At 67.4% G+C, this 22380-nt stretch carries 20 protein-coding genes and 2 pseudogenes; 12 read left to right on the top strand and 10 right to left on the bottom strand.

All coding sequences use genetic code 11. The annotated features are described in order from the left end of the window. Positions 1-219, bottom strand: a pseudogene (locus C7R54_RS23530) (hypothetical protein); the annotation flags it as partial. A gap of 101 nt (positions 220-320) precedes the next feature. Next, a complete protein-coding gene (locus C7R54_RS23535; protein ID WP_240039684.1) occupies positions 321-1229 on the bottom strand; it encodes a hypothetical protein in 909 nt (302 codons plus the stop codon). A gap of 295 nt (positions 1230-1524) precedes the next feature. Here C7R54_RS23535 and C7R54_RS23540 point away from each other — a divergent pair, with 295 nt between their 5' ends. Continuing rightward, positions 1525-2703 carry a pyridoxal phosphate-dependent aminotransferase gene (locus C7R54_RS23540; RefSeq protein ID WP_129153166.1) on the top strand — a complete coding sequence of 393 codons (1179 nt, stop codon included), beginning with the start codon at positions 1525-1527 and terminating at the stop codon, positions 2701-2703. A 100-nt stretch (positions 2704-2803) separates the two neighbouring features. Here C7R54_RS23540 and C7R54_RS23545 read toward each other — a convergent pair whose 3' ends face one another. Beyond that, complete coding sequence (locus tag C7R54_RS23545; protein WP_129153167.1) at positions 2804-3646, bottom strand: lytic transglycosylase domain-containing protein; 843 nt, start codon at positions 3644-3646, stop codon at positions 2804-2806. 135 nt (positions 3647-3781) lie between these two features. Between C7R54_RS23545 and ubiD the strand changes: the two genes are divergently transcribed. Next, positions 3782-5326, top strand: coding sequence for a 4-hydroxy-3-polyprenylbenzoate decarboxylase (gene ubiD / locus C7R54_RS23550; RefSeq protein ID WP_129153168.1), 1545 nt, complete (start codon positions 3782-3784; stop codon positions 5324-5326). Between the two features lie 135 nt (positions 5327-5461). On the opposite strand, the gene C7R54_RS23555 is transcribed toward ubiD, so the two are convergent. The 4 genes from C7R54_RS23555 to C7R54_RS23570 all read right to left on the bottom strand — a co-directional run bounded on the left by C7R54_RS23555 (position 5462) and on the right by C7R54_RS23570 (position 7640). Continuing rightward, the gene (locus C7R54_RS23555) at positions 5462-5851 is read right to left on the bottom strand and encodes a hypothetical protein (protein ID WP_129153169.1); all 390 of its coding nucleotides are present in this window, start codon (positions 5849-5851) and stop codon (positions 5462-5464) included. Positions 5852-5863: 12 nt separating this feature from the next. Further along, positions 5864-6304 (bottom strand): phage holin family protein, encoded by a 441-nt coding sequence (locus tag C7R54_RS23560; RefSeq protein WP_129153170.1) that lies wholly within the window; start codon positions 6302-6304, stop codon positions 5864-5866. A gap of 128 nt (positions 6305-6432) precedes the next feature. Continuing rightward, complete coding sequence (locus C7R54_RS23565; protein WP_094855815.1) at positions 6433-6750, bottom strand: ElaB/YgaM/YqjD family protein; 318 nt, start codon at positions 6748-6750, stop codon at positions 6433-6435. Positions 6751-6953: 203 nt separating this feature from the next. Further along, positions 6954-7640, bottom strand: a complete 687-nt coding sequence (locus C7R54_RS23570; RefSeq protein ID WP_129153650.1) for a hypothetical protein — start codon at positions 7638-7640, stop codon at positions 6954-6956. A 346-nt stretch (positions 7641-7986) separates the two neighbouring features. On the opposite strand from C7R54_RS23570, the gene cysG reads away from it, so the two are divergent. Further along, on the top strand, positions 7987-9399 hold the full coding sequence (cysG, locus tag C7R54_RS23575) for a siroheme synthase CysG (RefSeq protein WP_129153171.1): 1413 nt from the start codon (positions 7987-7989) through the stop codon (positions 9397-9399). A gap of 71 nt (positions 9400-9470) precedes the next feature. Here cysG and upp read toward each other — a convergent pair whose 3' ends face one another. Next, positions 9471-10109 carry a uracil phosphoribosyltransferase gene (upp, locus tag C7R54_RS23580; RefSeq protein ID WP_129153172.1) on the bottom strand — a complete coding sequence of 213 codons (639 nt, stop codon included), beginning with the start codon at positions 10107-10109 and terminating at the stop codon, positions 9471-9473. Positions 10110-10188: 79 nt separating this feature from the next. Further along, a complete protein-coding gene (gene dacB / locus C7R54_RS23585) occupies positions 10189-11613 on the bottom strand; it encodes a D-alanyl-D-alanine carboxypeptidase/D-alanyl-D-alanine endopeptidase (protein WP_240039707.1) in 1425 nt (474 codons plus the stop codon). 218 nt (positions 11614-11831) lie between these two features. Here dacB and queA point away from each other — a divergent pair. From queA to C7R54_RS23615, 6 genes and pseudogenes are all read left to right on the top strand, one after another. Beyond that, positions 11832-12866 (top strand): annotated as a pseudogene (gene queA / locus C7R54_RS23590) (tRNA preQ1(34) S-adenosylmethionine ribosyltransferase-isomerase QueA); the annotation flags it as partial. An 80-nt stretch (positions 12867-12946) separates the two neighbouring features. Further along, positions 12947-14083, top strand: a complete 1137-nt coding sequence (gene tgt, locus C7R54_RS23595) for a tRNA guanosine(34) transglycosylase Tgt (protein WP_129153174.1) — start codon at positions 12947-12949, stop codon at positions 14081-14083. Positions 14084-14286: 203 nt separating this feature from the next. Further along, entirely contained in the window at positions 14287-14634 is a 348-nt protein-coding gene (gene yajC / locus C7R54_RS23600) for a preprotein translocase subunit YajC (protein ID WP_129153175.1), read from the top strand. A 114-nt stretch (positions 14635-14748) separates the two neighbouring features. After that, positions 14749-16629: a protein translocase subunit SecD gene (gene secD / locus C7R54_RS23605; protein WP_129153176.1), complete on the top strand. Its 1881-nt coding sequence runs from the start codon at positions 14749-14751 to the stop codon at positions 16627-16629. Positions 16630-16745: 116 nt separating this feature from the next. Further along, entirely contained in the window at positions 16746-17675 is a 930-nt protein-coding gene (secF, locus tag C7R54_RS23610) for a protein translocase subunit SecF (protein WP_129153177.1), read from the top strand. Positions 17676-17807: 132 nt separating this feature from the next. After that, positions 17808-18308 (top strand): DUF2165 family protein, encoded by a 501-nt coding sequence (locus C7R54_RS23615; protein ID WP_129153178.1) that lies wholly within the window; start codon positions 17808-17810, stop codon positions 18306-18308. Between the two features lie 30 nt (positions 18309-18338). Here the strand turns inward: C7R54_RS23615 and C7R54_RS23620 are convergent, their stop codons facing one another. Then, a complete protein-coding gene (locus tag C7R54_RS23620) occupies positions 18339-19085 on the bottom strand; it encodes a phosphatase PAP2 family protein (RefSeq protein ID WP_129153179.1) in 747 nt (248 codons plus the stop codon). 268 nt (positions 19086-19353) lie between these two features. On the opposite strand from C7R54_RS23620, the gene miaB reads away from it, so the two are divergent. From miaB to ybeY, 3 genes are read left to right on the top strand one after another with little or no spacing between them, the layout of a single operon-like run. Continuing rightward, positions 19354-20808 (top strand): tRNA (N6-isopentenyl adenosine(37)-C2)-methylthiotransferase MiaB, encoded by a 1455-nt coding sequence (miaB, locus tag C7R54_RS23625; protein WP_129153180.1) that lies wholly within the window; start codon positions 19354-19356, stop codon positions 20806-20808. Beyond that, a complete protein-coding gene (locus C7R54_RS23630; RefSeq protein ID WP_129153181.1) occupies positions 20805-21836 on the top strand; it encodes a PhoH family protein in 1032 nt (343 codons plus the stop codon). The genes miaB and C7R54_RS23630 overlap by 4 nt, the downstream gene beginning before the upstream one ends. Further along, positions 21826-22308, top strand: a complete 483-nt coding sequence (gene ybeY / locus C7R54_RS23635) for an rRNA maturation RNase YbeY (protein ID WP_129153182.1) — start codon at positions 21826-21828, stop codon at positions 22306-22308. Before C7R54_RS23630 ends, ybeY begins: the two co-directional genes overlap by 11 nt. Positions 22309-22380 lie beyond the last annotated feature (72 nt).

The raw sequence follows: 22380 nt of genomic DNA on the forward strand, positions 1-22380 counted from the left end.
GCCGTTGGTGATGACGCCGACCAGGTTGCCGCGGCTGGTGTAGCGCACCGCGTTGACGGGGTCCGCGACGATTTCCTCACAGGCCGCCGCCACACCGGGCGTGTACGCCAGCGCCAGGTCGCGCTGGTTGGTCAGTTGTTTGGTGGGCGTAACCGAAACTTTGCCGGGGCGGCCCTGCTCGTGATATTCGAGCGCGGCCTTGCGTAAATTGGCGTCCATGATCGCTTTCAGGGTGGAAAAACTGGCAACAATGTTACTCCTTGCCATCCGGATGCAGCGCCGGGTGTGTCAAAACCGGCGCTGGGAGCCATGGCCGCGCGCTAGGGCGTCGGCGCGTCCGGAAACAGGCCGGCCGGGTCGAAAACGTCCTTGATATGCGCGTCCAGGGCTCGCGCCTCGGCGGGATAGGCAGGCGCCTCGCCGCCGTCCGCGTCCTTGGTCAAGTCCGCGGACGGGCAGGCCGCCGGCGACGTCACGGCCCCGCCGGCTGCGGACCGCTCGTGGTCCGGCACGGCCTGCAACACCACGCTCTCCACCCACGCCAGCGCGCCCTCGTGGCCCGCCAGCAGGCCCGCGAGGTTGGCCTCCGCCGGCGGTGGCGGCATCAAGGCATCGAGACGGTAGCGCGCCGGCCAACGCGCCTGGGCGCGGCACCAGCCCGCCCCCGCGCGCGTCGACAGGGTATACAAGGCTGGGATCAACGCCTGCCCCGAGGCGCTGCGCAGCGGCAATCCGCCGCTGGCGCCGAACGGCCCCAGCGTCTCCAGCGCGCCATCCGCCAACATGGCGTCAACGCTGACCAGGCCGGGCGGGCAGGCGAACCTCCCGCTGCCGGCCCCGCGGCGACGTCCCGCCAGCCAGGCCGCCACCGTCATGTCCGCCGGCAGCGCCGCGAATTGCGCCAGGCCCGCATCGGCCAGCATGGCCATGGTGACCCCCGGCGCCGCGCGCCAGCGCGCCGCGGACGCGGATGCCGACGACGGCGACACATCGTCCAGGCATCGCAACGTATCGAGCGCCCGAGGATCCACCCATAGGCAGGAGCGCCCCGCCGCCTGGCCGCGCGTCCCCGCCAAGGCCATGGCGACGCCATGCTCGGCGCATAGCGCACGTGCCGCGCGCACGTCCGCCAGGGACGCGGGCCGCCAATGGGCAGCGGCCGATGCCGTGGCGGAGGCGGCCGGCGCGGCGGGCGATGGCGCCGATGCAGGAACCGACCCGGCGTCCATTGCCTGCAATTCTCCCTCGCAGGCACGCCGCAAGCGTCGCAAAAAAACTGTCCACGGCGTTTCCGGCGGTCGACGGCCCATCAGAAACGCTCGGCGCGCTGCCTCCACTACAATCACTCCTTTCGGCCCGGACGATTTTCGTTCAGCGCCCACGTTTTCATGCCAGCCGGCCACGAAGTCGCGTGGACGGCCGCCGGTTCGCTTCCCCGCCAGCCTGGACCGGCCCACTTTGTTCTTGTTCCGGCGCCTGCTCGCGCTGGCGCCCAGTCCTCACGTTTCCGCCTCGAGAATCACCATGCCACGCCTTGCCTCCCGCACCCAGGACTTCCTGACCTTCCAGGTGGTCGAACTGTTCAAGCAGGCGCAGGCGCTACAGGCGGCGGGCCGGGACATCATCAGCCTGGGCATCGGCGAACCCGACTTTACCGCGCCGCCCCAGGTGGTGGAAGCCTTGGAACGCGCCGCCCGTGCCGGCCTCAGTGGCTATAGCGCGCCCGCCGGGCTCTCGGCCCTGCGCGAAGCCATCGCCCACTACTACGAAACGGAGTTCGGCGCCCGCGTCGATCCTTCCCGGGTGATCGTGACCAACGGCGCCTCGGGCGCCCTGGCCCTGGCCTGCGCGGCACTGGTCAATCCGGGCGCCGGCGTCATGATGCCCGACCCCTCCTACCCCGCCAACAGCAATTTCGTCCTGGCCAGCGGCGGCCGGCCGCAATTGGTGCCCAGCACGGCCGCCAAGCGCTACCAATTGTCGGCGCGGGACGTACGGGAAAACTGGAAACCGCATACCCAGGGGGTGCTGATCGCGTCGCCCAGCAATCCCACCGGCACATCGGTGGCGCCGGCCGAATTGGCCGAACTGCTGCGCGAAGTGCGGGAACGCGACGGCTATACCCTGATGGACGAAATCTACCTGGGCCTGTCCTACGAACAGGCGCCCCGCTCGGCGCTGACGCTGGACGACGACATCGTCGTCATCAACAGCTTCTCCAAGTACTTCACCATGACGGGCTGGCGCCTGGGCTGGCTGATCGTGCCGCAGGATATAGCGGGCATCGTCGAGAAAATGGCCGCCAGCCTGCATATCTGCGCGCCGACCCTGGCCCAGCACGCGGCGCTGGCCTGCTTCCTGCCCGATACCCTCAAGGTCTACCAGCAGCGGCGCGAGGCCTTTCGCCAGCGTCGAGATTTCCTGCTACAGGCCTTCGACGGCATGGACCTGAGGGTGCCGGTCAAGCCGGACGGCGCCTTCTATATCTATGCCGATCTTTCCAACCAGGGCCTGGACAGCACCACGTTCTCGCACCGCCTGCTGCACGAATCCGGCGTGGCGGCCGTGCCGGGGGTGGATTTCGGCCCGGCCCATGGCCATCACACCATGCGCTTCGCCTACACCGTGGGCCTGGACCGGCTGGAAGAGGCGGCGACGCGCATAGGTGCGTTCCTGGAAACCTTGCGCGAGCCGGCACTATAAGGCCGTGGACCTATACGGCCGATGGACCTGTACGGCCGTGGACCCATACGGCCGTGGACTGTAGCGCCGTGAGTCCCCGGCCCCTCGAACCCGAGCCGGATCAGTCGCGCGCCAGCGGGATGCCGGACGCCACCGCCAGCCGGCGGCGCTCGGCGAGCACCTTGTCGCCATAGCCGCCATCGTTGGGGCCGCTGGCGCCCACGTAGCAGGCCAAGCCGCCGGACACCGAGCCGCGGCGGCCGATGCAATCCTTGAGGATGCCGGCGCCGACCCGGATGTTCGCCACGGGATCCAGCGCGCCGTTCTTGCTGCCCAAGGTGTCGAACTTGGAACGGTGCACACTGGTCATGACCTGCATCAGCCCCTGGGCCCCGACGCTGCTTTCCGCGAAGGGGTTGTAGCGCGACTCGATGGCGATGACGGCCAGCAGCAGCAGGGGATCCACCTTCAGGTCGCGGCCCACCTTGTAGGAGGTATTGACCAGCACGCCGGTGGCGTCATAAGCCACCTTGTACTTGCGCGATATGTAATTGCGCAGGGCTTCGACCTGCGCACTGGTGGCGGCAACGTCCACGCGCGCCCGCGCGGCCGCCGGCGGATGGGGCAACGGAGTCAGGTATCCCGTGGCATTGCTGCCGGTCGTATCGGGCACGACCATGGCCACCGCGGCCCCGGTGTCGATATCCAGGTCGCCGGCGAGCAGGCCGTCCTGGTCCGAAGACGCATTGGACGGAACGGAACTTGGCGCAAGCGCCGTCAGCAAGGCTTTGTGCACCTGCAAGGCCTGGTCGCGCAGACCGGGCAAGGCAAATCCCATGCTTACCGTCACGATGACCGCGATACCCAGGTAGACCGAGCAAATACGCAGCCATTCGGCAAGATAGCGATGCACTCCTTGTGCCAGGTGCCTGAAGAGGACACTGGCGGCTGACGCATCGGGCATGGAAACCTCCTGCGTGAGTAGAAAAGGGAGGGTGATGTTAACCTTTATCGCGGGACGCGTATGTAACCAAGCCTCTAATAGGGTTGCAACTTTGCGCAATTTAACCTAACTCTCCTTCATCTTCCCGGGATTGCAGTGAAATACCGAGACCTCAGAGACTTCATCGCCCAACTTGAATCGCGCGGCGACCTCAAACGTATCCAGACGGCGGTCTCGACGCGCCTGGAAATGACCGAAATCGGCGACCGCGTGCTCCGCGCCGGCGGGCCGGCGCTGCTTTTCGAGAACGCCCAGCATGATGGCAAGCCGGCCGGCATGCCGGTATTGACCAATCTGTTCGGCACCCCGCAGCGGGTCGCCTGGGGCATGGGCGCCACCGATGTCGCCGCCCTGCGCGACACGGGCGAATTGCTGGCTTCGCTGCGCGAGCCGGAAGCACCGAAGGGCCTGCGCGACGCCTTCGCCAAGGTGTCCATGCTGAAGTCGGCGCTTTGGGACATGAGTCCGAAGGCCGTGCGTGGGGCGGCCTGCCAGGAAATCGTGCTGGAAGGCCAGGATGTCGACCTGGGGCGCCTGCCGCTGCAAGCCTGCTGGCCTGGCGACGTGGCGCCGCTGCTGACCTGGGGGCTGGTGGTCACGCGCGGCCCCAATGCCAAGCGCCAGAATCTGGGCATCTACCGCCAGCAACCCATCGGCCGCAATAAATTGATCATGCGCTGGCTGTCGCACCGCGGCGGCGCGCTGGACTTTCGCGACCACGCCCAGGCCTATCCCGGCCAGCCTTTTCCCATCGCGGTGGCGCTGGGCGCCGACCCCGCCACCATACTCGGCGCCGTCACGCCGGTGCCGGATACGCTGTCCGAGTACCAGTTCGCCGGCCTGCTGCGCGGCTCCCGCACCGAAGTCACGCAGGCCTTGGGCAGCAAGCTGTCGGTGCCCGCCTACGCCGAAATCGTGCTGGAGGGCCATTTGCTGCCGGCCAGCGACCCCCGTGCGGTGGCGCCGGCGGTGCCCGAGGGCGTCAACCCGCCGCCGGACACCGGCTACGAAATGGCGCTGGAGGGTCCCTACGGCGACCATACCGGCTACTACAACGAACGCGACTGGTTCCCGGTATTCACCGTCGACCGCATCACCATGCGGCGCAACCCGATCTACCACTCGACCTATACCGGCAAGCCGCCCGACGAACCGGCCGTGCTGGGCGTGGCGCTGAACGAAGTCTTCGTGCCCCTGTTGCGGCGCCAGTTGCCCGAAATCGTCGATTTCTACCTGCCGCCGGAAGGGTGCAGCTACCGCCTGGCGGTGGTGTCCATCCGCAAGCATTACCCCGGCCACGCCAAGCGGGTCATGTTCGGCCTGTGGAGCATCCTGCGCCAGTTCATGTACACCAAGTTCATCGTGGTGGTGGACGAGGACATCGATCCGCGCGACTGGAAGGAAGTGGTCTGGGCGATGACCACCCGCATGGACCCGGTGCGCGATACCACGCTGGTGGAGCACACGCCCATCGACTACCTGGATTTCGCGTCGCCGGTCTCCGGCCTGGGCGGGAAGATGGGCCTGGACGCCACCAACAAATGGCCCGGCGAAACCCAGCGCGAGTGGGGCACCCCCATCGTCATGGACAAGGCGGTCAAGGACCGGGTCGACGCCATCTGGGGCGAACTGGGGCTATAGGGCAGTAGGGCCATAGGGCCATAAGGCCAAAAGGGCTGTAGATATAGGTGCGGGCGGGCCAACATGATCCACGTCGTGATCCACGTCGGCCCGTCTAGGCCATATCGCGTTGGCCCGTCCAGGCTGTCCAGGTCCCTATGGACCCCTAGCGTGGCTTTCGTCGCTGTCGTCGCGCTTTTCACGCCAGACGCGCAGCGCTTGCCAGCCCACCAGGGCGCCGGCGGCCAGCTTGAGCAGCTTGGACTTCCGGTTACCCCCCATGACCAGCGCGGACGCGCTGGACAACACCATGGGATAACGCCTCAACAAGCCAAACACCTGCCACGCCAGCCTGCTGCCGCCACCGCCGCCTGCCAGGCCTTTCAGGCTGGCGGGCAGCATGTTACGCACCAGGTGCGAAGGGGACAAGGCCACCCCGGCTTCGGCCAGGTGATGCACCAGCGCTTCGCGCTCGACGGCCGCCTTGGCACGCAGCAATTCCAGGCGGACGGCGCGATCGATGGCGGGGGAAAGTTTCTTGCTCATCCAGACCCCCTATCAAAAACGCTCGCGCCGGGCCGCGCGGGCATGCGCGGCCGCCTCTTCGGCCGCTTCCTCGGCTTGCGCCGCGGCCCGGACACGATCGAGCAGTTGCACGTCCCGCCCCAGTTCTTCCAGGGTGGCGGCGAAGGGCGCCGGCCCGTGCACCAGATGACGCCAGACGACGGCAAGCAGGATGACACCCAGCACGGCATAGCCGCCCGCCAGCGCGCCCAGCGCCATATAGCGCGAGTCCGTGGGCCAGAAATAAACGGCCACCAGGATGGAAAACACCAGCACGGCCAGCGTCAGGAACAGCAGGGCCGCGAACGACAGCCCCAGCAGACGCAATAACCGGCCCTGTTCGACGCGGGCCTCCAGCGTCAGCAGTTCGAAACGCGTGCGGCCCAGCTCGACCAGGCTGGAGGCAACGCCCAGCAGGGATTTTCGAATAGCCATGGAGGATAGGGATGAAGAGAGAAGGAGTTGCGGCCAGCACTGCAAGCGCCGTGCCGCCCTCGCCCTCCGCCGGACAGGAAATACAGGCCGTCAAGGAAGACGGCCTGCCACCGTGAACAGCTGCGTGATCAGCGGCGGCTGATCAACAGGCCCAGCAAGAGGCCGACGCCGCCGGCGATGCCGATGGCCTGCCAGGGATTGTCATGCACGTAGTCGTCGGTGGCGCGAGCCGCCTTGCGACCGCGTTCCAGCACGGCGTCCTGCACGTCGTAGAGCGTCTCGCGGGTGCGCTTCAAGGTCGCCAGGGCGCGCTCGCGCAACTCTGCAGCCTTGTCGCCGGTGGTGGACGCCGCTTCGCGCAGCAAGTCCTCGGCGTCGTTCAAACTGCTCTTGACGTTATCGATCAGGGTTTCCTTGACGGCTTCCGGGGATTTTCTCGCGTTCATGTGTGCGCTCCTTGCGTTACGTGTCCGATGGGAACAGGCCCCGATGGGAATAGGCCCTTACCGCTCGATGATACCAGCCGGATATGCCCTGTTTGTCGGCAGCGTGACGCTTTTGCTACCGACTGCTACGGCAGAGCGGGCACATCCATGTAAGCCGCGGCGATTCCCGGCCGTTCTCAACCGGCCCGTTCAACCATATACCGCTATTTCAACTGCGTAATCTCCACCGACGACTTGATGCCTTGCTGGTCGATATCCTGCTTCATCACCAGGTTGACCGCCGGGCAATACCAATCGGTGACGGTGGAGGTGATGCCGGGGATGGGGATGGTCAGGCTCTTGAACGTCGCCATGGTGGGATCGGAGTTACGCTCGTACCGCACGGGGAAGCAGGTTTCCTTGCCCAGCGCGGTATCCAGGGCCTGTTTGGCGCCCACTGTCTTCTGGCCGATGCGCACCGTCGTCGTGGGCGTGCCGCCGACGGGAGCCTCCTTGCCGATGCGCAGGCGGAAGCTGGAGCCCGGCAGCTTCTGGCCGGCCGAGAGCTTGCCGTCATAGGCAAAGAGACCGAGCATGCGCAGGTCGAACTGCCCGTCGCCGCTGGGCTGCTCGCCGGCGTTCTCGTACTTCACGAAGCTTGCCTGGCCGGACTTGACCGTCATCAGGTAATCCAGCTTCGATTTGCCGGGCGGCAGGCCGGCATAGGAAAAAGTGGCCACCCCGTTGACACGGGCGCGGCAGTTGTCGCCATTGGTCTTGTTGACCTCGCTGAAGGCCAGGTCGGCGCCCAATGCCAGGTTGCCCCGGCCAGTCAGTTGCACCGCCCCGCCCTCGTGCATGAAGGCGGCGTCGCAGACGCCCGCCTGCGCGGCGCCAGCGCCCAGGAACATCGCCACGGCAGCCGCCGCCAGAATCTTGGAATCAGGAAACACCGTCGAACCCCGCTAACCGATAGGCGCCGCTACGTCATGGAGCGGCAATCATCTGCCGATACTACACTGTCCGGCATTGCGTCAGACTCCTCCGGCCGCCAGGAAGTTTTATGCCTTGTGCATATATTTTTTGCCAGTTTTATACATTTTAATAATATTGAAATTCCCCCTTGTTCGTTCGTTCAAGGACTGAACCCTATTTAGAATGCAGTTCGCGCGTCGCTCACGCCTGTGCTGGCCGCCACGGCCCTCTCGCGGCCTTCCCCCCCATCCTCGCCAGCCACGCCGCCCTCGGATATACCTCATGAAGCTGTTCCCGCTCTTCGCCGACCTGAATCAGCGACCGGTCCTGGTGGTCGGCGGCGGCGCCGTCGCCAGCCGCAAGACCCAGGCGCTATTGGAAGCGGGGGCGCGGGTGAGCGTCGGCGCGCCGCAGCTGACAGCGGACCTGGCGGCGCTGGCCGCCGGCGGCCGCATCGCGCACCTCGCCGGAGCGTTCCAGCCGGACTGGCTGGATGACGCCTGGCTGGTCGTGGCCGCCACCGACGACCGCGTGGTCAATGCCCACGTTTCGCGTTGCGCCGAGGCGCGCAGGATCTTCTGCAACGTGGTCGACGACCCGGCGCTGTCCTCCTTCCAGGTTCCGTCCATCGTCGATCGCTCGCCCATCACCGTGGCGATTTCGTCGGCGGGCGTGGCGCCCGTGCTGGCGCGACGGCTGCGCGAGCGCATCGAATCGATGTTCGACCACACCCTGGCCCCGCTGGCCCAGCTGGCCGCGCGCCATCGCGCCGCCATCCGCGCCGCCCGCCCGGACCTGGGAGCGCGCCGCCGCTTCTACGACTGGCTGCTGGACGGCCCCGTGGCGTCCCTGCTGCGCCAGGCCCGGCCGGCCGACGCCGAGGCGGCGCTGACGGAAGAACTGGAAACGCCGCAGATGGTCCCGCCGGGCAGCGTGGTGCTGGTGGGCGCGGGCCCGGGCGACCCCGGCCTGCTCACCTTGCGCGCCCTGCGCGCCCTCAATGAAGCCGATGTCATCCTGTACGACCGCCTGGTCAGCCCCGACATCCTGGCCATGGCCCGCCGCGACGCGGAACGGGTCGACGTGGGCAAGCATCCGGGCGAGGACCATCACGCCACCCAGACGCGCATCCACGGATTGATGGCGGACAACGCCCGCCTGGGCCGGCGCGTCGTCCGGCTCAAAGGCGGCGATGCCTTCATCTTCGGCCGCGGCGGCGAGGAACTGCAATTCCTGCGCGCGCGCAATATCCGCTACGAAGTGGTGCCGGGCATCACGGCAGCCCTGGCCTGTGCGGCGCATGCCGGCATTCCCCTTACCCATCGCGCCCATGCGCAATCGGTGCATCTGGTGACGGCGCATTCCAGCACCGAGGCCGACACCCTGGATTGGCCGGCCCTGGCCGGCGCCACCCAGACGTTGGCGTTCTACATGGGCGTGGGGCAGCTGGATGCCCTGGCGCGCCGCCTGATCCAGCATGGACGCGATCCGCTTACGCCTTTTGCCCTGGTGGAGAATGGCAGCCGGCCGCAGCAGCGCGTGCTGACCGGCCAGCTGGAGGACCTGCCGCGCCTGGCGCGCGCCCATGGCATCCATGCGCCGGCCATGCTGTTTGTCGGCGAGGTGGCGCGGCTGGGCGATGAGTTGCACTGGTTCGGGCAGCACCTGTCGGAGCGCGTGGACGCGACGACCTGAAGCGACGATCTGAAGCGGCGGCCTGGAACGGCGGCCTGGAGCGGCGGCGGCCGCCCAGGGCGGCCCGCGACCTATTCCTCTTTCTGCTTGGTCCCGAAGATCCGGTCGCCGGCATCGCCCAGGCCGGGGATGATGTAGCCGTCCTCGTTGAGCCGCTCGTCGATGGCGGCCGTATAGATCCGCACGTCGGGGTGCAGCTTTTCGATGTGGGCGATGCCCACCGGCGCCGCCACCAGCACGAGGGCGCGAATATCGCGGCAGCCGGCCTGCTTGAGCAGGTCGATGGTGGCCGCCATGGAGCCGCCCGTGGCCAGCATCGGGTCGATGATCAGCGCGGTACGCTGGTCCAGCTCTCCCACCAGCCGTTCCAGGTAGGTGTGCGCCTGCAAGGTCTCCTCGTTGCGGGCGATGCCGACCACGCTGACCTTGGCGCCCGGAATCAGGCTGAGCACGCCGTCCAGCATGCCGATGCCGGCGCGCAGGATGGGCACCACCGTGATCTTCTTGCCGGCGATCTTTTCCACCTCGATGGGGCCGCACCAGCCCTGGACCGTGCAGGGCTCCAGGGGCAGGTCCTTGGACGCCTCGTAGGTCAGCAGCGCGCCGACTTCCTGCGCCAGCTCGCGAAAGCTCTTGGTGCTCAGGTCGGCGCGGCGCATGATGCCCAGCTTGTGGCGTATCAGTGGGTGGCGTATTTCATGCACGGGCATGGCGGTCTCCGGGATAGATGCGGCAGGCGCATCGTAGCCCGATTGCAACGCCGCGCGCCAGCGCTCCGGCCGCGCTGCCCTACCGGTCCGCGAGCCAGGCGATCAGCGCGTCGTCGAAGGCCCGCACCGCCTCCGCCTGGGGATGGTTGACGATGCTCACCACGATATAGCGCTTGCCGCTCGCGCCCAGCACATAGCCCGCGATGGAGCGCACCCCGTTCAAGGTGCCGGTCTTCAAGTGCGCCATGCCCTGGGTGCCCTTGCCGCGCATGCGCCGGCGCACCGTGCCATCCAGGCCGGCGATCGCCAGCGAAGACATGTACTCCGGCATGAACGGCGAATTCCACGCCACCGTCATCAGCGAGGCCAGGCTATCGGCGGACACCCGCGCCACGCGCGACAGGCCGGCGCCGTTGTCAACCACCAGCTCCGGCATGTTCAGGCCCTGGCTGGCCAGGATGCGCTTGACCACCTCGCCGCTGCTCTCCACCGTGGCCGGACGGCGGCCGCCCTCGGCGCCCACGGTCAGCAAGAGCGTGCGCGCCATGACGTTGTTGCTGCGCTTGTTGATCTTGCGAATGATGTCGCCCAGCGACGGCGATTCGTGGGTGGCTACCACCACGGCGTCGCCGGGCACCATGCCGGCCCGCACCCGCCCGCTGAACGTGCCGCCCAGCTCGCGCCAGAGCAGGCGGAAGACTTCCGTTGCGAACTCCGGCTGCGCCAGGGCCAGGCGGTAGACGTCGAACTCGCCGCAGGAGCCAGCGACCTTGCCGGCGATGCGCAGCGATACGCCCTGCTGGGTAATGACGGGGTCCGTGTTGATTTCCGGCGATCCCGGGCAGCGGATATCGCTCCACTCGACCTGGCCGGTGATCTTCACGCCCGGTAGCGGCGGGTCCATGACCACATTCCATTTACGCGCCGCCGGGTCCGGCGTGAACAGCAGGCGCACGGCGCCGAAACCCACCATCAGGGCGTCCGGATTCGCGTTGTAGGGCCGGTCCGGCGCGCTGTCGAAGGCGCCGGGATCCACCGCCACGTTGCCGAACAGCGTGCGGTCTATGACCAGGTCGTTGATCTGCCGCACGCCGTGCAGGCGCAGGTCGCGCAGCAGGGTCCACAGGTCCTGCATCAGCAGCAGGGGATCGCCGCCGCCGCGCAGGTACAGCGGTCCGGGAAGAACGCCATCGGCGCCGGCGTGGGCGCCAGGTTCGGCCAGCAGTTCGGTGCGCCAGGTGTAGTTGGGGCCGAGGTCCGAAAGGCCCGCCCAGGTGGTCACCAGCTTCATGACCGAGGCCGGATTGCGCGGCTCCTTGGCGTTGATCGAAATCAGGCGCGGCCCGCCGATTTCCTGCACCACCAGCGACAGCGAGGAGTCCGGCAGCTTGCTGGCGCGCCAGGTCTGGGCCAGCTCGCGCGGCAAGACGTTCTGCGACGCCGGCGCCAGCCCCTGGGCCTGGACGCCCGTCGCCAGCGCCAGCGCGGCCAGCCCGGCCGCCATCGCGCGTGCGCCCCACGCCCGGATCCGCCCGCCCATCGTGCGCCCCATCGTTTCGATCATGCCCCGCCCTTCACTCGCTCGCGCCATGAGCCTGTGCCGCCCATGGGTCCTGTTCCGGTAAAACCGTGAGCATACAGGGAACGGCGGCCGCGGCCGCGCCGGCCCGCCCGGCCGCCACCGTACAATAAGGGATTCCAAGAATTTCCCGTTTCCTGTCAGTGTCTTCCCCGCTCACCGTCGCCGATTTCGACTATGCCCTGCCGCCGGAGCTGATCGCCCAGCACCCCAGCCCCGAGCGCGGCGGCAGCCGCCTGTTGCACCTGGATGCCCAGGGTCGCCTGCACGACCGCGTGTTCGCCGACCTGGCCGGCCTGCTGCGGCCGAACGATCTGCTGGTCTTCAACGACACGCGCGTGATCAAGGCCCGCCTGACCGGCCACAAGGCCAGCGGCGGCAAGGTGGAAGTACTGATCGAGCGCATCGTCGAGCCCGACCGCGCCCTGGCCCATGTCCGGGCCAGCAAGTCGCCCGGGCCGGGCACGGTGCTGCGCCTGGCCGACTGTTTCGACGCCACGGTGCTGGGCCGCGCGGGCGCCCTGTTCGACCTGCGCTTTCCCGGCGACGTGCTGGACCTGCTGCAGGCGCACGGCGCCACGCCGCTGCCGCCCTACATCACGCACGCGGCCGGGTCCGAGGACGATGAACGCTACCAGACGGTCTATGCCCGCGCGCCCGGCGCCGTCGCCGCGCCCACGGCCGGCCTGCACTTCGACGAAGCCATGCTGGGCCGCCTGGAGGAGGCCGGCATCGCCCGCGCCTTCGTCACCCTGCATGTCGGCGCCGGCACGTTCAAACCGGTCCAGGTGGAAAAGGTGTCCGACCACGTCATGCACGCCGAGTGGTACACGGTGCCGCAGGCTACGGCCGATGCCGTGGCGCGGGCGCGCGCCGCCGGCGGCCGCGTCATCGCCGTGGGCACCACCAGCGCTCGCGCGCTGGAATCGGCCGCCGCCCAGGCCTCGCCGCTGCGCGCGACGCAGGGCGACACCCAGCTTTTCATCACGCCCGGCTACCGCTTCCAGGTACTGGACGGCCTGATCACCAATTTCCACCTGCCCCAATCGACCCTGCTGATGATGATTTCGGCGCTGGCGGGCATGGAACCCATCCGCCGCGCCTATGCTCACGCGGTCGCCGAACGCTACCGCTTCTTCAGCTATGGCGACGCCATGCTGATCGAGTCGCCCCTGCCCCCCGCCTCCGCGGCGCCAGCCTCCTCGACACCGCCCTCGCCGGCATCCCCCCACTCGGCCGCTTCCGGCCCCGCAGCAGCATGAACGGACTGAACTTCGAACTCCTCGCCACCGACGGCGCGGCCCGCCGTGGCCGCATGACCCTGAACCACGGCGTGGTCGAGACGCCCATCTTCATGCCGGTCGGCACCTACGGCAGCGTCAAGGCCATGCTGCCGCACGAGTTGAAGGACGTCGGCGCGCAGATCGTGCTGGGCAACACCTTCCATCTCTGGCTGCGTCCCGGTAACGACATCATGCGCAAGCATGGCGGCCTGCACGGCTTCATGGGCTGGGACAAGCCCATCCTGACGGATTCCGGCGGTTTCCAGGTCTTCAGCCTGCAGGGGATGCGCAAGATCACCGAGGAAGGCGTCAAGTTCGCCTCCCCGATCGACGGGGCCCGGCTTTTCCTGACACCCGAAGAATCCATGGCCATCCAGCGCGCGCTGAACTCCGACATCGCCATGGTGTTCGACGAGTGCACGCCCTACGAAATCGATGGCCGCGCCGCCACCCCGGAAGAAGCGGCCAAGTCCATGCGCATGTCGTTGCGCTGGGCGCGCCGGTCCCGCGACGCCTTCGACAAGCTGGAGAACCCGAACGCGCTGTTCGGCATCGTGCAGGGCGGCATGTACGAGAACCTGCGCGACGAGTCCCTGGCCGGGCTGGTCGACATCGGCTTCCATGGTTATGCCATCGGCGGCCTGTCGGTGGGCGAGCCCAAGGAGGACATGCTGCGCATCCTCACCCACGTGGCGCCGCGCCTGCCCGTCAACGCCCCGCGCTACCTGATGGGCGTGGGCACGCCGGAAGACCTGGTGGATGGCGTGGCGCGCGGCATCGACATGTTCGATTGCGTCATGCCCACCCGCAACGCGCGCAACGGCTGGCTGTTCACCCGCTACGGCGACGTCAAGATCCGCAACGCGCGCTACCGCGACGACACCCGGCCCCTGGATCCCAGCTGCGGTTGCCATACCTGCGGCCACTTTTCGCGCGCCTACCTGCATCACCTGCAACGCGCCAACGAAATCACCGGGGCCCGCCTGAACACCTTGCATAACCTGCATTTCTACCTGAACCTGATGGACGAAATGCGCGGCGCCATCGCCGCCGGCACCTTCCAGGCATGGCGCGAGCAATTCGCCGCCGACCGGGCGCGCGGGGTGGATTAGCGGGGAAACCGCGGCCCTGGGCGGCCCGGCCGGACCCGCCGGCCACGGCCCGCTGGCCGCCCTGCGCAACATCGCTACAATAGCGGGCTGCCCTGTCCAAGGCTCGCGCTCAACAGTGGCTAAAAACATACCAAGATCCGCAAACCTGGATCCAAAACCTGCTCAGATCCGGATTCGCTTCGGATTCAACCAAGGAGAACCTTATGTCCCTCATCGATAACCTCGGCGTCGTCGTGGCTCAAGCCGCCGAAGGTGGCGCCGCCGGCAGCCTGCTCGGCATGGCCCCCATCATCCTGATGTTCGTGATCCTCTATTTCCTGATGATCCGTCCCCAGATGAAGCGCCAGAAGGAACACCGCAACCTGGTCGCCGCCCTGGCCAAGGGCGACGAAGTCGTGACCGCCGGCGGCCTGCTGGGCAAGGTCTCCAAGGTGACCGACAGCTACATCACCGTGGAAGTCTCCGAACTGGCCGACAAGCCGGTGGAAGTGGTGGTGCAGAAGACCGCCGTGTCGACCGTGCTGCCCAAGGGAACCATCAAGGCCCTGTAAGCGTCTGACTCGGCCGGCTCGCATAGCGGGCCGGCATGCCGCGCGGCGCCAGGGGGCGTGCGCGCGGCTTTCCCTCATCGCCCCCGCATTTCGTCCAGACTTAGAGTTACGGCCATGAACCGCTATCCCCTTTGGAAGTACCTAACGGTCCTGATCGCGGTCGTTATCGGCCTGCTCTATACGCTTCCGAATTTCTACGGCGAATCCCCGGCCGTGCAGGTTTCCGCCGCCAAGGCGACCGTCAAGGTCGACCAGGTCCTGCTGGATACGGTGCAAAGGACCCTGGCCGCGGCCAACATCCCGACCACGGGCGCCTATTACGAACAGAACGGCACGCTGGGCACGGTGCGCGCCCGCTTCGAGAATACCGACCAGCAGTTGCAGGCGCGCGACCTGCTCGACAAGACGCTGAACACCGTTGCCGGCGATCCGCACTACACCGTGGCGCTGAACCTGCTGCCGGCCTCGCCGAGCTGGATGCACAGCCTGGGCTGGTTCGAGCCCAAGCCCATGTACCTGGGCCTGGACTTGCGCGGCGGCGTGTACTTCCTGCTGCAGATCGACATGCAGGGCGCGCTGACCGCCCGCTACGACTCGATGGCCGCCGACGTGCGCACCACGCTGCGCGACCAGAACGCCCCTGCCACCAATGTGGAACGCAGCGGCCAGTCGGTGCTGATCACCTTCGCCAACGCCGACGCGCGCGACAAGGCCATGTCCGTCCTGCGCCAGCGCGTCCCGGACCTGCAGTTCACCGACGCCAACGATGGCGGCAAGGTGCAACTGAGCGGCGTGCTGAACCCGGCATCCGTCACGCGCGTGCAGGAAAACGCGCTCAACCAGAACATCAACACCCTGCATAACCGGATCAACGAACTGGGCGTGTCCGAACCCGTGATCCAGCAGCAAGGCACCGACCGCATCGTGGTGCAGCTGCCCGGCGTGCAGGACGTGGCCAAGGCCAAGGAATTGCTGGGCCGCACCGCCACGCTGGAAATCCGCATGGTGGACGACTCGCCGGCGGCGCAGTCGGCGCTGAACGCCAATACCGTGCCGTTCGGCCTGGAACGCTACAACGAACGCGACGGCCGTCCCGTGCTGGTGCGCCGCCAGGTCATCCTGACCGGCGAAAACCTGCAGGACGCCCAGCCGGGCCGCGACCAGCAGACCCAGCAGCCCGCCGTGCACCTGACGCTGGACAGCAAGGGCGCGCGCATCTTCCGCGACGTCACCCGCGACAACATCGGCAAGCGCATGGCCATCCTGCTGTTCGAGAACGGCAAGGGCGAAGTGGTCACGGCGCCGGTCATCCGCGGCGAGATCGCCGGCGGCCAGGTGCAGATCTCCGGCAGCATGACCGCCGAGGAAGCCGCCGACACCGCGCTGCTGCTACGCGCCGGCGCGCTGGCCGCGCCCATGTCCATCATCGAGGAACGCACCGTCGGCCCCAGCCTGGGCGCGGACAACATCGCCAAGGGCTTCCACTCCACGCTGTGGGGCTTCGTGGCGATCGCCGTCTTCATCATGCTGTACTACCGCCTGTTCGGCGCCTTCTCCACGGTGGGCCTGGCGGTGAACGTGCTGCTGCTGCTGGCGGTGCTGTCCATGCTGCAGGCCACGCTCACGCTGCCGGGCATCGCGGCCATCGCGCTGACACTGGGCATGGCGATCGACTCCAACGTGCTGATCAACGAACGGATACGTGAAGAACTGCGCAACGGCGCCACGCCGCAGCAGGCCATCCACCACGGCTTCGAGCGGGCCTGGGGCACGATCCTGGACTCCAACCTGACCACGCTGATCGTCGGCCTGGCGCTGCTGGCCTTCGGTTCGGGCCCGATCCGCGGTTTCGCGGTGGTGCACTGCCTGGGCATCGTGACGTCGATGTTCTCGTCGGTGGTCGGCGTGCGCGCCCTGGCCAACCTCTGGTACGGACGCAAGAAGAAGCTGACCAGCATCTCCATCGGCCAGGTCTGGAAGCCCGAGAGCAAATAAAAGCCGCCGGCCCGACGCAAGCAACGAAGCGTCGGAAGCAATCGGCAGTCATCGGAAATAACGGCCGCGGCCTCACCGCCGCGCCCTACAGCTAGTCAACGAACGCTAGGCATATCATGGAATTTTTCCGGATCCACCGCACCATACCGTTCATGCGCCACGCCCTGGTGCTGAACGCCATCAGTCTGGTGACCTTCCTGGCCGCGGTGTTTTTCATCGCCACGCGCGGTTTCCACTTGTCCATCGAATTCACCGGCGGCACGGTGATGGAAGTGAACTACGCCCAGGCCGCCAAGCTCGACGAGGTGCGCGGCGCGGTCGGCAAGCTCGGCTACGCCGACTTCCAGGTGCAGAATTTCGGTACCTCGCGCGACGTGCTGATCCGCCTGCCGCTGGCCCACGGCCAGACGTCGGCGGCGCAAAGCGACGCGGTGCTGTCCGCCCTGAAGGCGGCCGATTCGTCGGTCGAGCTCAGGCGCGTGGAATTCGTGGGCCCGCAAGTGGGGCAGGAGCTGGTGCACAACGGCCTGATGGCGCTGCTGTTCGTGGTGCTGGGCATCGTCATCTACCTGGGTATCCGCTTCGAATGGAAGTTCGCGCTGGCCGGCGTGATCGCCAACCTGCACGACGTGGTCATCATCCTGGGCTTCTTTGCCTTCTTCCAGTGGGAATTCTCCTTGTCGGTACTGGCGGGCGTGCTGGCGGTGCTGGGCTACTCGGTCAACGAGTCGGTGGTGATCATGGACCGGATCCGCGAGAACTTCCGCAAGCAGCGCAAGGCCAGCGTGCCGGAAATCATCAATGGCGCCATCACGCAGACCATCTCGCGGACCATCATCACCCACGGTTCGACCCAGATGATGGTGCTGTCCATGCTGTTCTTCGGCGGCCCCACCCTGCACTATTTCGCCATGGCGCTGACCATCGGCATCTGGTTCGGCATTTATTCGTCCGTCTTCGTTGCCGCGGCCCTGGCCATGTGGTTCGGCGTCAAGCGCGAAGACCTGGTCAAGCCGGTCAAGAAGGAAGGCCCCGAAGTCGCCTGATGACGGCTTCAAGAAGGACTAAGCCAGCCTGAGTACAGAGCCAGCCTGCAAGGGCTGGCTTTTTTCATTGCCCCGTGGCCGTGCCGCGACGGATGCGGTAGTCTCCCGCATGAGAAAAAGGAATCGCGTCCCATGACCACACGCCTGGCAAAAATCATCCTGTCCCTGTCGCTTGCGTCGTTCGCCTTCATGGTGACGTTGAACAACGTCATCGACTACGGCTCCAACTACGCTTTCGTCGAGCACGTGCTGTCCATGGACACGACCTTCCCGGGCAATGCCCTGATGACGCGCGCCATCACCGACCACGTGCTCTGGAGCGTCGGCTACTGGCTGATCATCGGCGCGGAAGGCGCGACGGCCATCCTGCTGTTCTGGGGCACCTGCCGGCTGTGGCGCGCTCGCCGCCGCGACGCGGCCGCCTTCAACCGGGCCAAGGGCCTGGTGATCCTCGGCTGCACGCTGGGCTTCCTGCTGTGGTTCGTCGGCTTCATGGTGGTCGGCGGCGAATGGTTCGCCATGTGGCAGTCCAAGGACTGGAACGGCCAGGAATCGGCGTTCAAGTTCTACATGGCCGTCCTGGGCGTGCTGATCTTCGTGAACCAGCCTGACCAGGACGTGGCGGGACGCTGACGGCGCCGGTCGACGCGCCTGTCCGCCCGCCTATCGCGGCGCCCGCTTGAACCACTGCCACGGCAGGCGCTTGGGCCATTGCCGGGCGGGGTCGAGAAAATAGGGGGAAAGGAAAACGACGACGACCAGGGCGATGAGCGCCGCGGCGGTGACGTCGGACGCGTAGTGGTCCAGGTTCGCCAGGCGGCTGACGGCGACCAGCGTGGATACCGCCAGCACGGGCCAACGACAGCGCGGGAACACGACGGCGAGGGTGAGGCCGACGCCAAACGCGGTCAGGGTGTGGCTGGACGGAAAGGACGTGTAGTGCTTGCCGCCGAACATGGCGCCCAGGCCGTAATAGCCATGCTCGAAAAACATGGAGGGACGGGCCCGCGCCACCAGGTGCTTGAGCACGCCGGTCACGATACCCCCCAGCGCCAGCACCGCCACCATCAGCAGGCCGCCGCGCGCCAGGCGGTCGTAGGCGCCCGCCCAGGGTTCCGACCAGCCGCGCCGGGTCGCGTACAGCGATAGCCCATAGACAAGCAGCGCGCACAAGGCGTAGTTCTCGCCCCGCTCGCCCAGTTGCCCGATCCGGTTGAAGGCCCCGTCGACGTCGGCGGATATCGTCTTGTGGATGTAGATGGCCAGGGGCAGGTCCACATAGGCGGCCAGCAGGGCCAGCACCACGGCGCCGGCCAGCAGGACGGCAACCCAGCGGGCGGGGGGAACGAAACGAACGATCCCTCGGCGGGCGGCGGCGGAAGAGGTGGGCGAAGAAGGCGATTCGCTCATCGAAAAGGAGTCCAGGCGTCGACAAGAAACGCGACGTCCCCGAACAGTCCAGTGAGCGTGCGCGACCAGGCTACGGCGGTCGCGGCGGTGATGCCGGCAACTGCCGGGCAGGCCAATACTCGGTTCCTTGACTGACGCGCCCGCCGAATAATAGCCCGCAATCCTGTCTCCCAACCAGGACAATAAGAAGACAAACGGCGGTGCAAGGTAAAATTATGTGTTTACCTCCTATCCGCCCCCGGGATCTACACCCGTCACGGCCCCTGACATGCAAGAAATCTCCCTCTCGCGCGAAGGCGACCGCGCCGCCGCGCCGTCCACGCCCGCCGCCAGCGCATCGGACACCCTGGCGCAGCCCCGCAAGCTCTTCATCCGCACCTTCGGCTGCCAGATGAACGAGTACGACTCCGAAAAAATGGCCGACGTGCTGCGCGCCGACCAGGGCCTGGAGCTCACGGACAATCCCGAGGACGCCGACGTCATCCTGTTCAACACCTGTTCGGTGCGGGAAAAAGCCCAGGAAAAGGTCTTTTCCGACCTCGGCCGCGTGCAGCACCTGAAAAAGACCAAGCCCGGTCTGGTCATCGGCGTGGGCGGCTGCGTCGCCAGCCAGGAAGGCGACGCCATCGTCAAGCGCGCGCCCTACGTGGACGTGGTATTCGGCCCGCAAACCCTGCATCGCCTGCCGGAACTCATCCGCCAGCGGCAGGCCGATGGCGTGTCCCAGGTGGACATCAGCTTCCCGAATATCGAGAAGTTCGATGCCCTGCCGCCGCCGCGCGTCGAGGGCGCGACCGCCTTCGTCTCCATCATGGAAGGTTGCAGCAAGTATTGCAGCTTCTGCGTGGTGCCCTACACGCGTGGCGAAGAAGTTTCCCGCCCCTTCGATGACGTGCTGGTCGAAATCGCCGACCTGGCCGACCAGGGCGTCAAGGAAGTGACCCTGCTGGGGCAGAACGTCAACGCCTACCGTGGCGCCATGGGCGACAGCGGTGAAATCGCCGATTTCGCCATGCTGCTCGAATACGTGCACGAAATCCCCGGCATCGAGCGCATCCGCTACACCACCTCGCACCCCAAGGAAATGACGCCGCGCCTGATCCAGGCGCATGGCAACCTGCCCAAGCTGGTGTCCTTCCTGCACCTGCCGGTGCAGGCCGGCAGCGACCGCGTGCTGGCAGCCATGAAGCGCGGCTACACCACGCTGGAATTCAAGTCCATCGTGCGCCGCCTGCGCGAGGCGCGGCCGGGCCTGACGCTGTCTTCCGACTTCATCGTCGGCTTCCCCGGCGAAGAGGAAAGCGATTTCGAAAAGACCATGAAGCTGATCGAGGACGTCGGTTTCGACACCTCGTTCTCCTTCGTGTACTCGCGCCGTCCCGGCACCCCGGCGGCCGACCTGCGCGACGACGTGCCGCAGGAACTCAAGCTCAAGCGCCTGCAGCGCCTGCAAGCCCTGATCGGCGAACAGGCGGCGGCCATCAGCCGCGGCATGGTGGGCAGCACGCAGCGCGTGCTGGTCGAAGGCCCGTCGCGCCGCGATCCCAACGAACTGATGGGCCGCACCGAGAACAACCGCATCGTCAACTTCCCGGCCCCGGCACGCCTGGTCGGGCAGATGGTGGACGTGGTCATTACCCAGGCCTATACCAATTCCCTGCGCGCCGAAGTGGCGGGCATCGAGCAGGCGCGCAGCGCCGCCGAAGGAGCACGACAAGGATGAGCAGCGCCCCGCGCAGCCGCGGCGCCCGCCGCGCCCTGCCTGTCACCGTGACATTGGACGGCGACAATACCCACTTGGCCAACCTGTGCGGCCCGCTGGACGAGAACCTGCGCCAGCTGGCCGACGGCCTGGCCGTCAAGCTGCAACGGCGCGGCAACCGCGTCCTCCTCGAAGGCGAGCAGGCCGACCTGGCCGCGCGCGCCCTCCGGCGCTTTCACGAGCAGGCCGTGCACAAGCCCCTGTCGGTGGACGACATCCAGCTGGGGCTGGTGGAGATCGGCGTGTCCCGCCCGCGCGACGAGGACAACGCCGCCCCCGCCCTCGATACCCAGTCCCTGCCGGACCTGGACGATGAAAGCGGCGGCATCGCCCTGCGCACCCGGCGCAGCGACCTGCGGCCGCGCACGCCGCGCCAGCGCGACTACCTGAACAATATCCTCAAGCACGACATCACCTTCGGCATCGGGCCGGCCGGCACGGGCAAGACCTGGCTGGCGGTCGCCTGCGCCATCGACGCCATGGAGCGCGACACCGTCCAGCGGCTGGTGCTGACACGCCCGGCGGTGGAGGCCGGCGAGCGCCTGGGCTTCCTGCCCGGTGACCTGGCGCAGAAGGTTGACCCCTATCTGCGCCCGCTCTACGACGCGCTCTACGACCTGATGGGCTTCGAGCGCGTCCAGCGCCTGTTCGAAAAGCAGACCATAGAGATCGCGCCGCTGGCCTATATGCGCGGACGCACGCTGAACCATGCGTTCGTCATCCTGGACGAAGCGCAGAATACGACGCCTGAGCAGATGAAGATGTTCCTCACGCGCATCGGCTTCGGCAGCAAGGCGGTCATCACTGGCGATCCGTCCCAGGTCGACCTGCCGCGCGGCCAGCAAAGCGGCCTGGCGCACGCCGTGGGCGTGCTCCAGGATGTGCAGGGCATCGCCACCACCCGCTTCACCAGCCGCGACGTGGTGCGCCATCCGCTGGTCGCGCGCATCGTCGACGCCTACGACCAGGCCGCCGAAGATGAAGCCTGATATCCCCGCGCTGTCGCTGGCGGTGCAGTACGCCGTGGCCGAGCCGCGCCTGCCGCGCTGGCGCCTGCGCCGATGGGTGGCCCATGCGCTGGCCGGCGCGCAAGCCGACGGGCTGGTGGACTTCCAGGGCGCGGAGATCAGCCTGCGCCTGGTGGGCCAGGCCGAGGGCCGGCGCCTGAACCGGGATTTCCGTGGCCGCGACTACGCCACCAATGTGCTGACGTTCGAATATGGCGTCGATCCGGCCGGCACCGCACGCGGCGACATCGTGCTGTGCGTGCCCGTGCTGGTGCGCGAGGCGCGCGAACAGGGCAAGACCCTGCTGGCGCATGCCGCCCACCTGACGGCGCATGGCACCCTGCACGCCCTGGGCTACGACCATGTGAAACCGCGCGACGCGCGCCGCATGGAAGCCCTGGAAACCGGCCTGCTGGCCGCCCTGCGCATCGCTGATCCCTACGCGCCCCGGTAGCCGCGCCGTCTGCCGGACCGCATCGGGTAATTACGATGTCCGGGTTACAAAACCGGCCGGCAACATCGGTTA

The sequence above is a fragment of the Achromobacter aloeverae genome, assembly GCF_004121055.1.
Taxonomy (GTDB): Bacteria; Pseudomonadota; Gammaproteobacteria; order Burkholderiales; family Burkholderiaceae_B; genus Bordetella_C; species Bordetella_C aloeverae.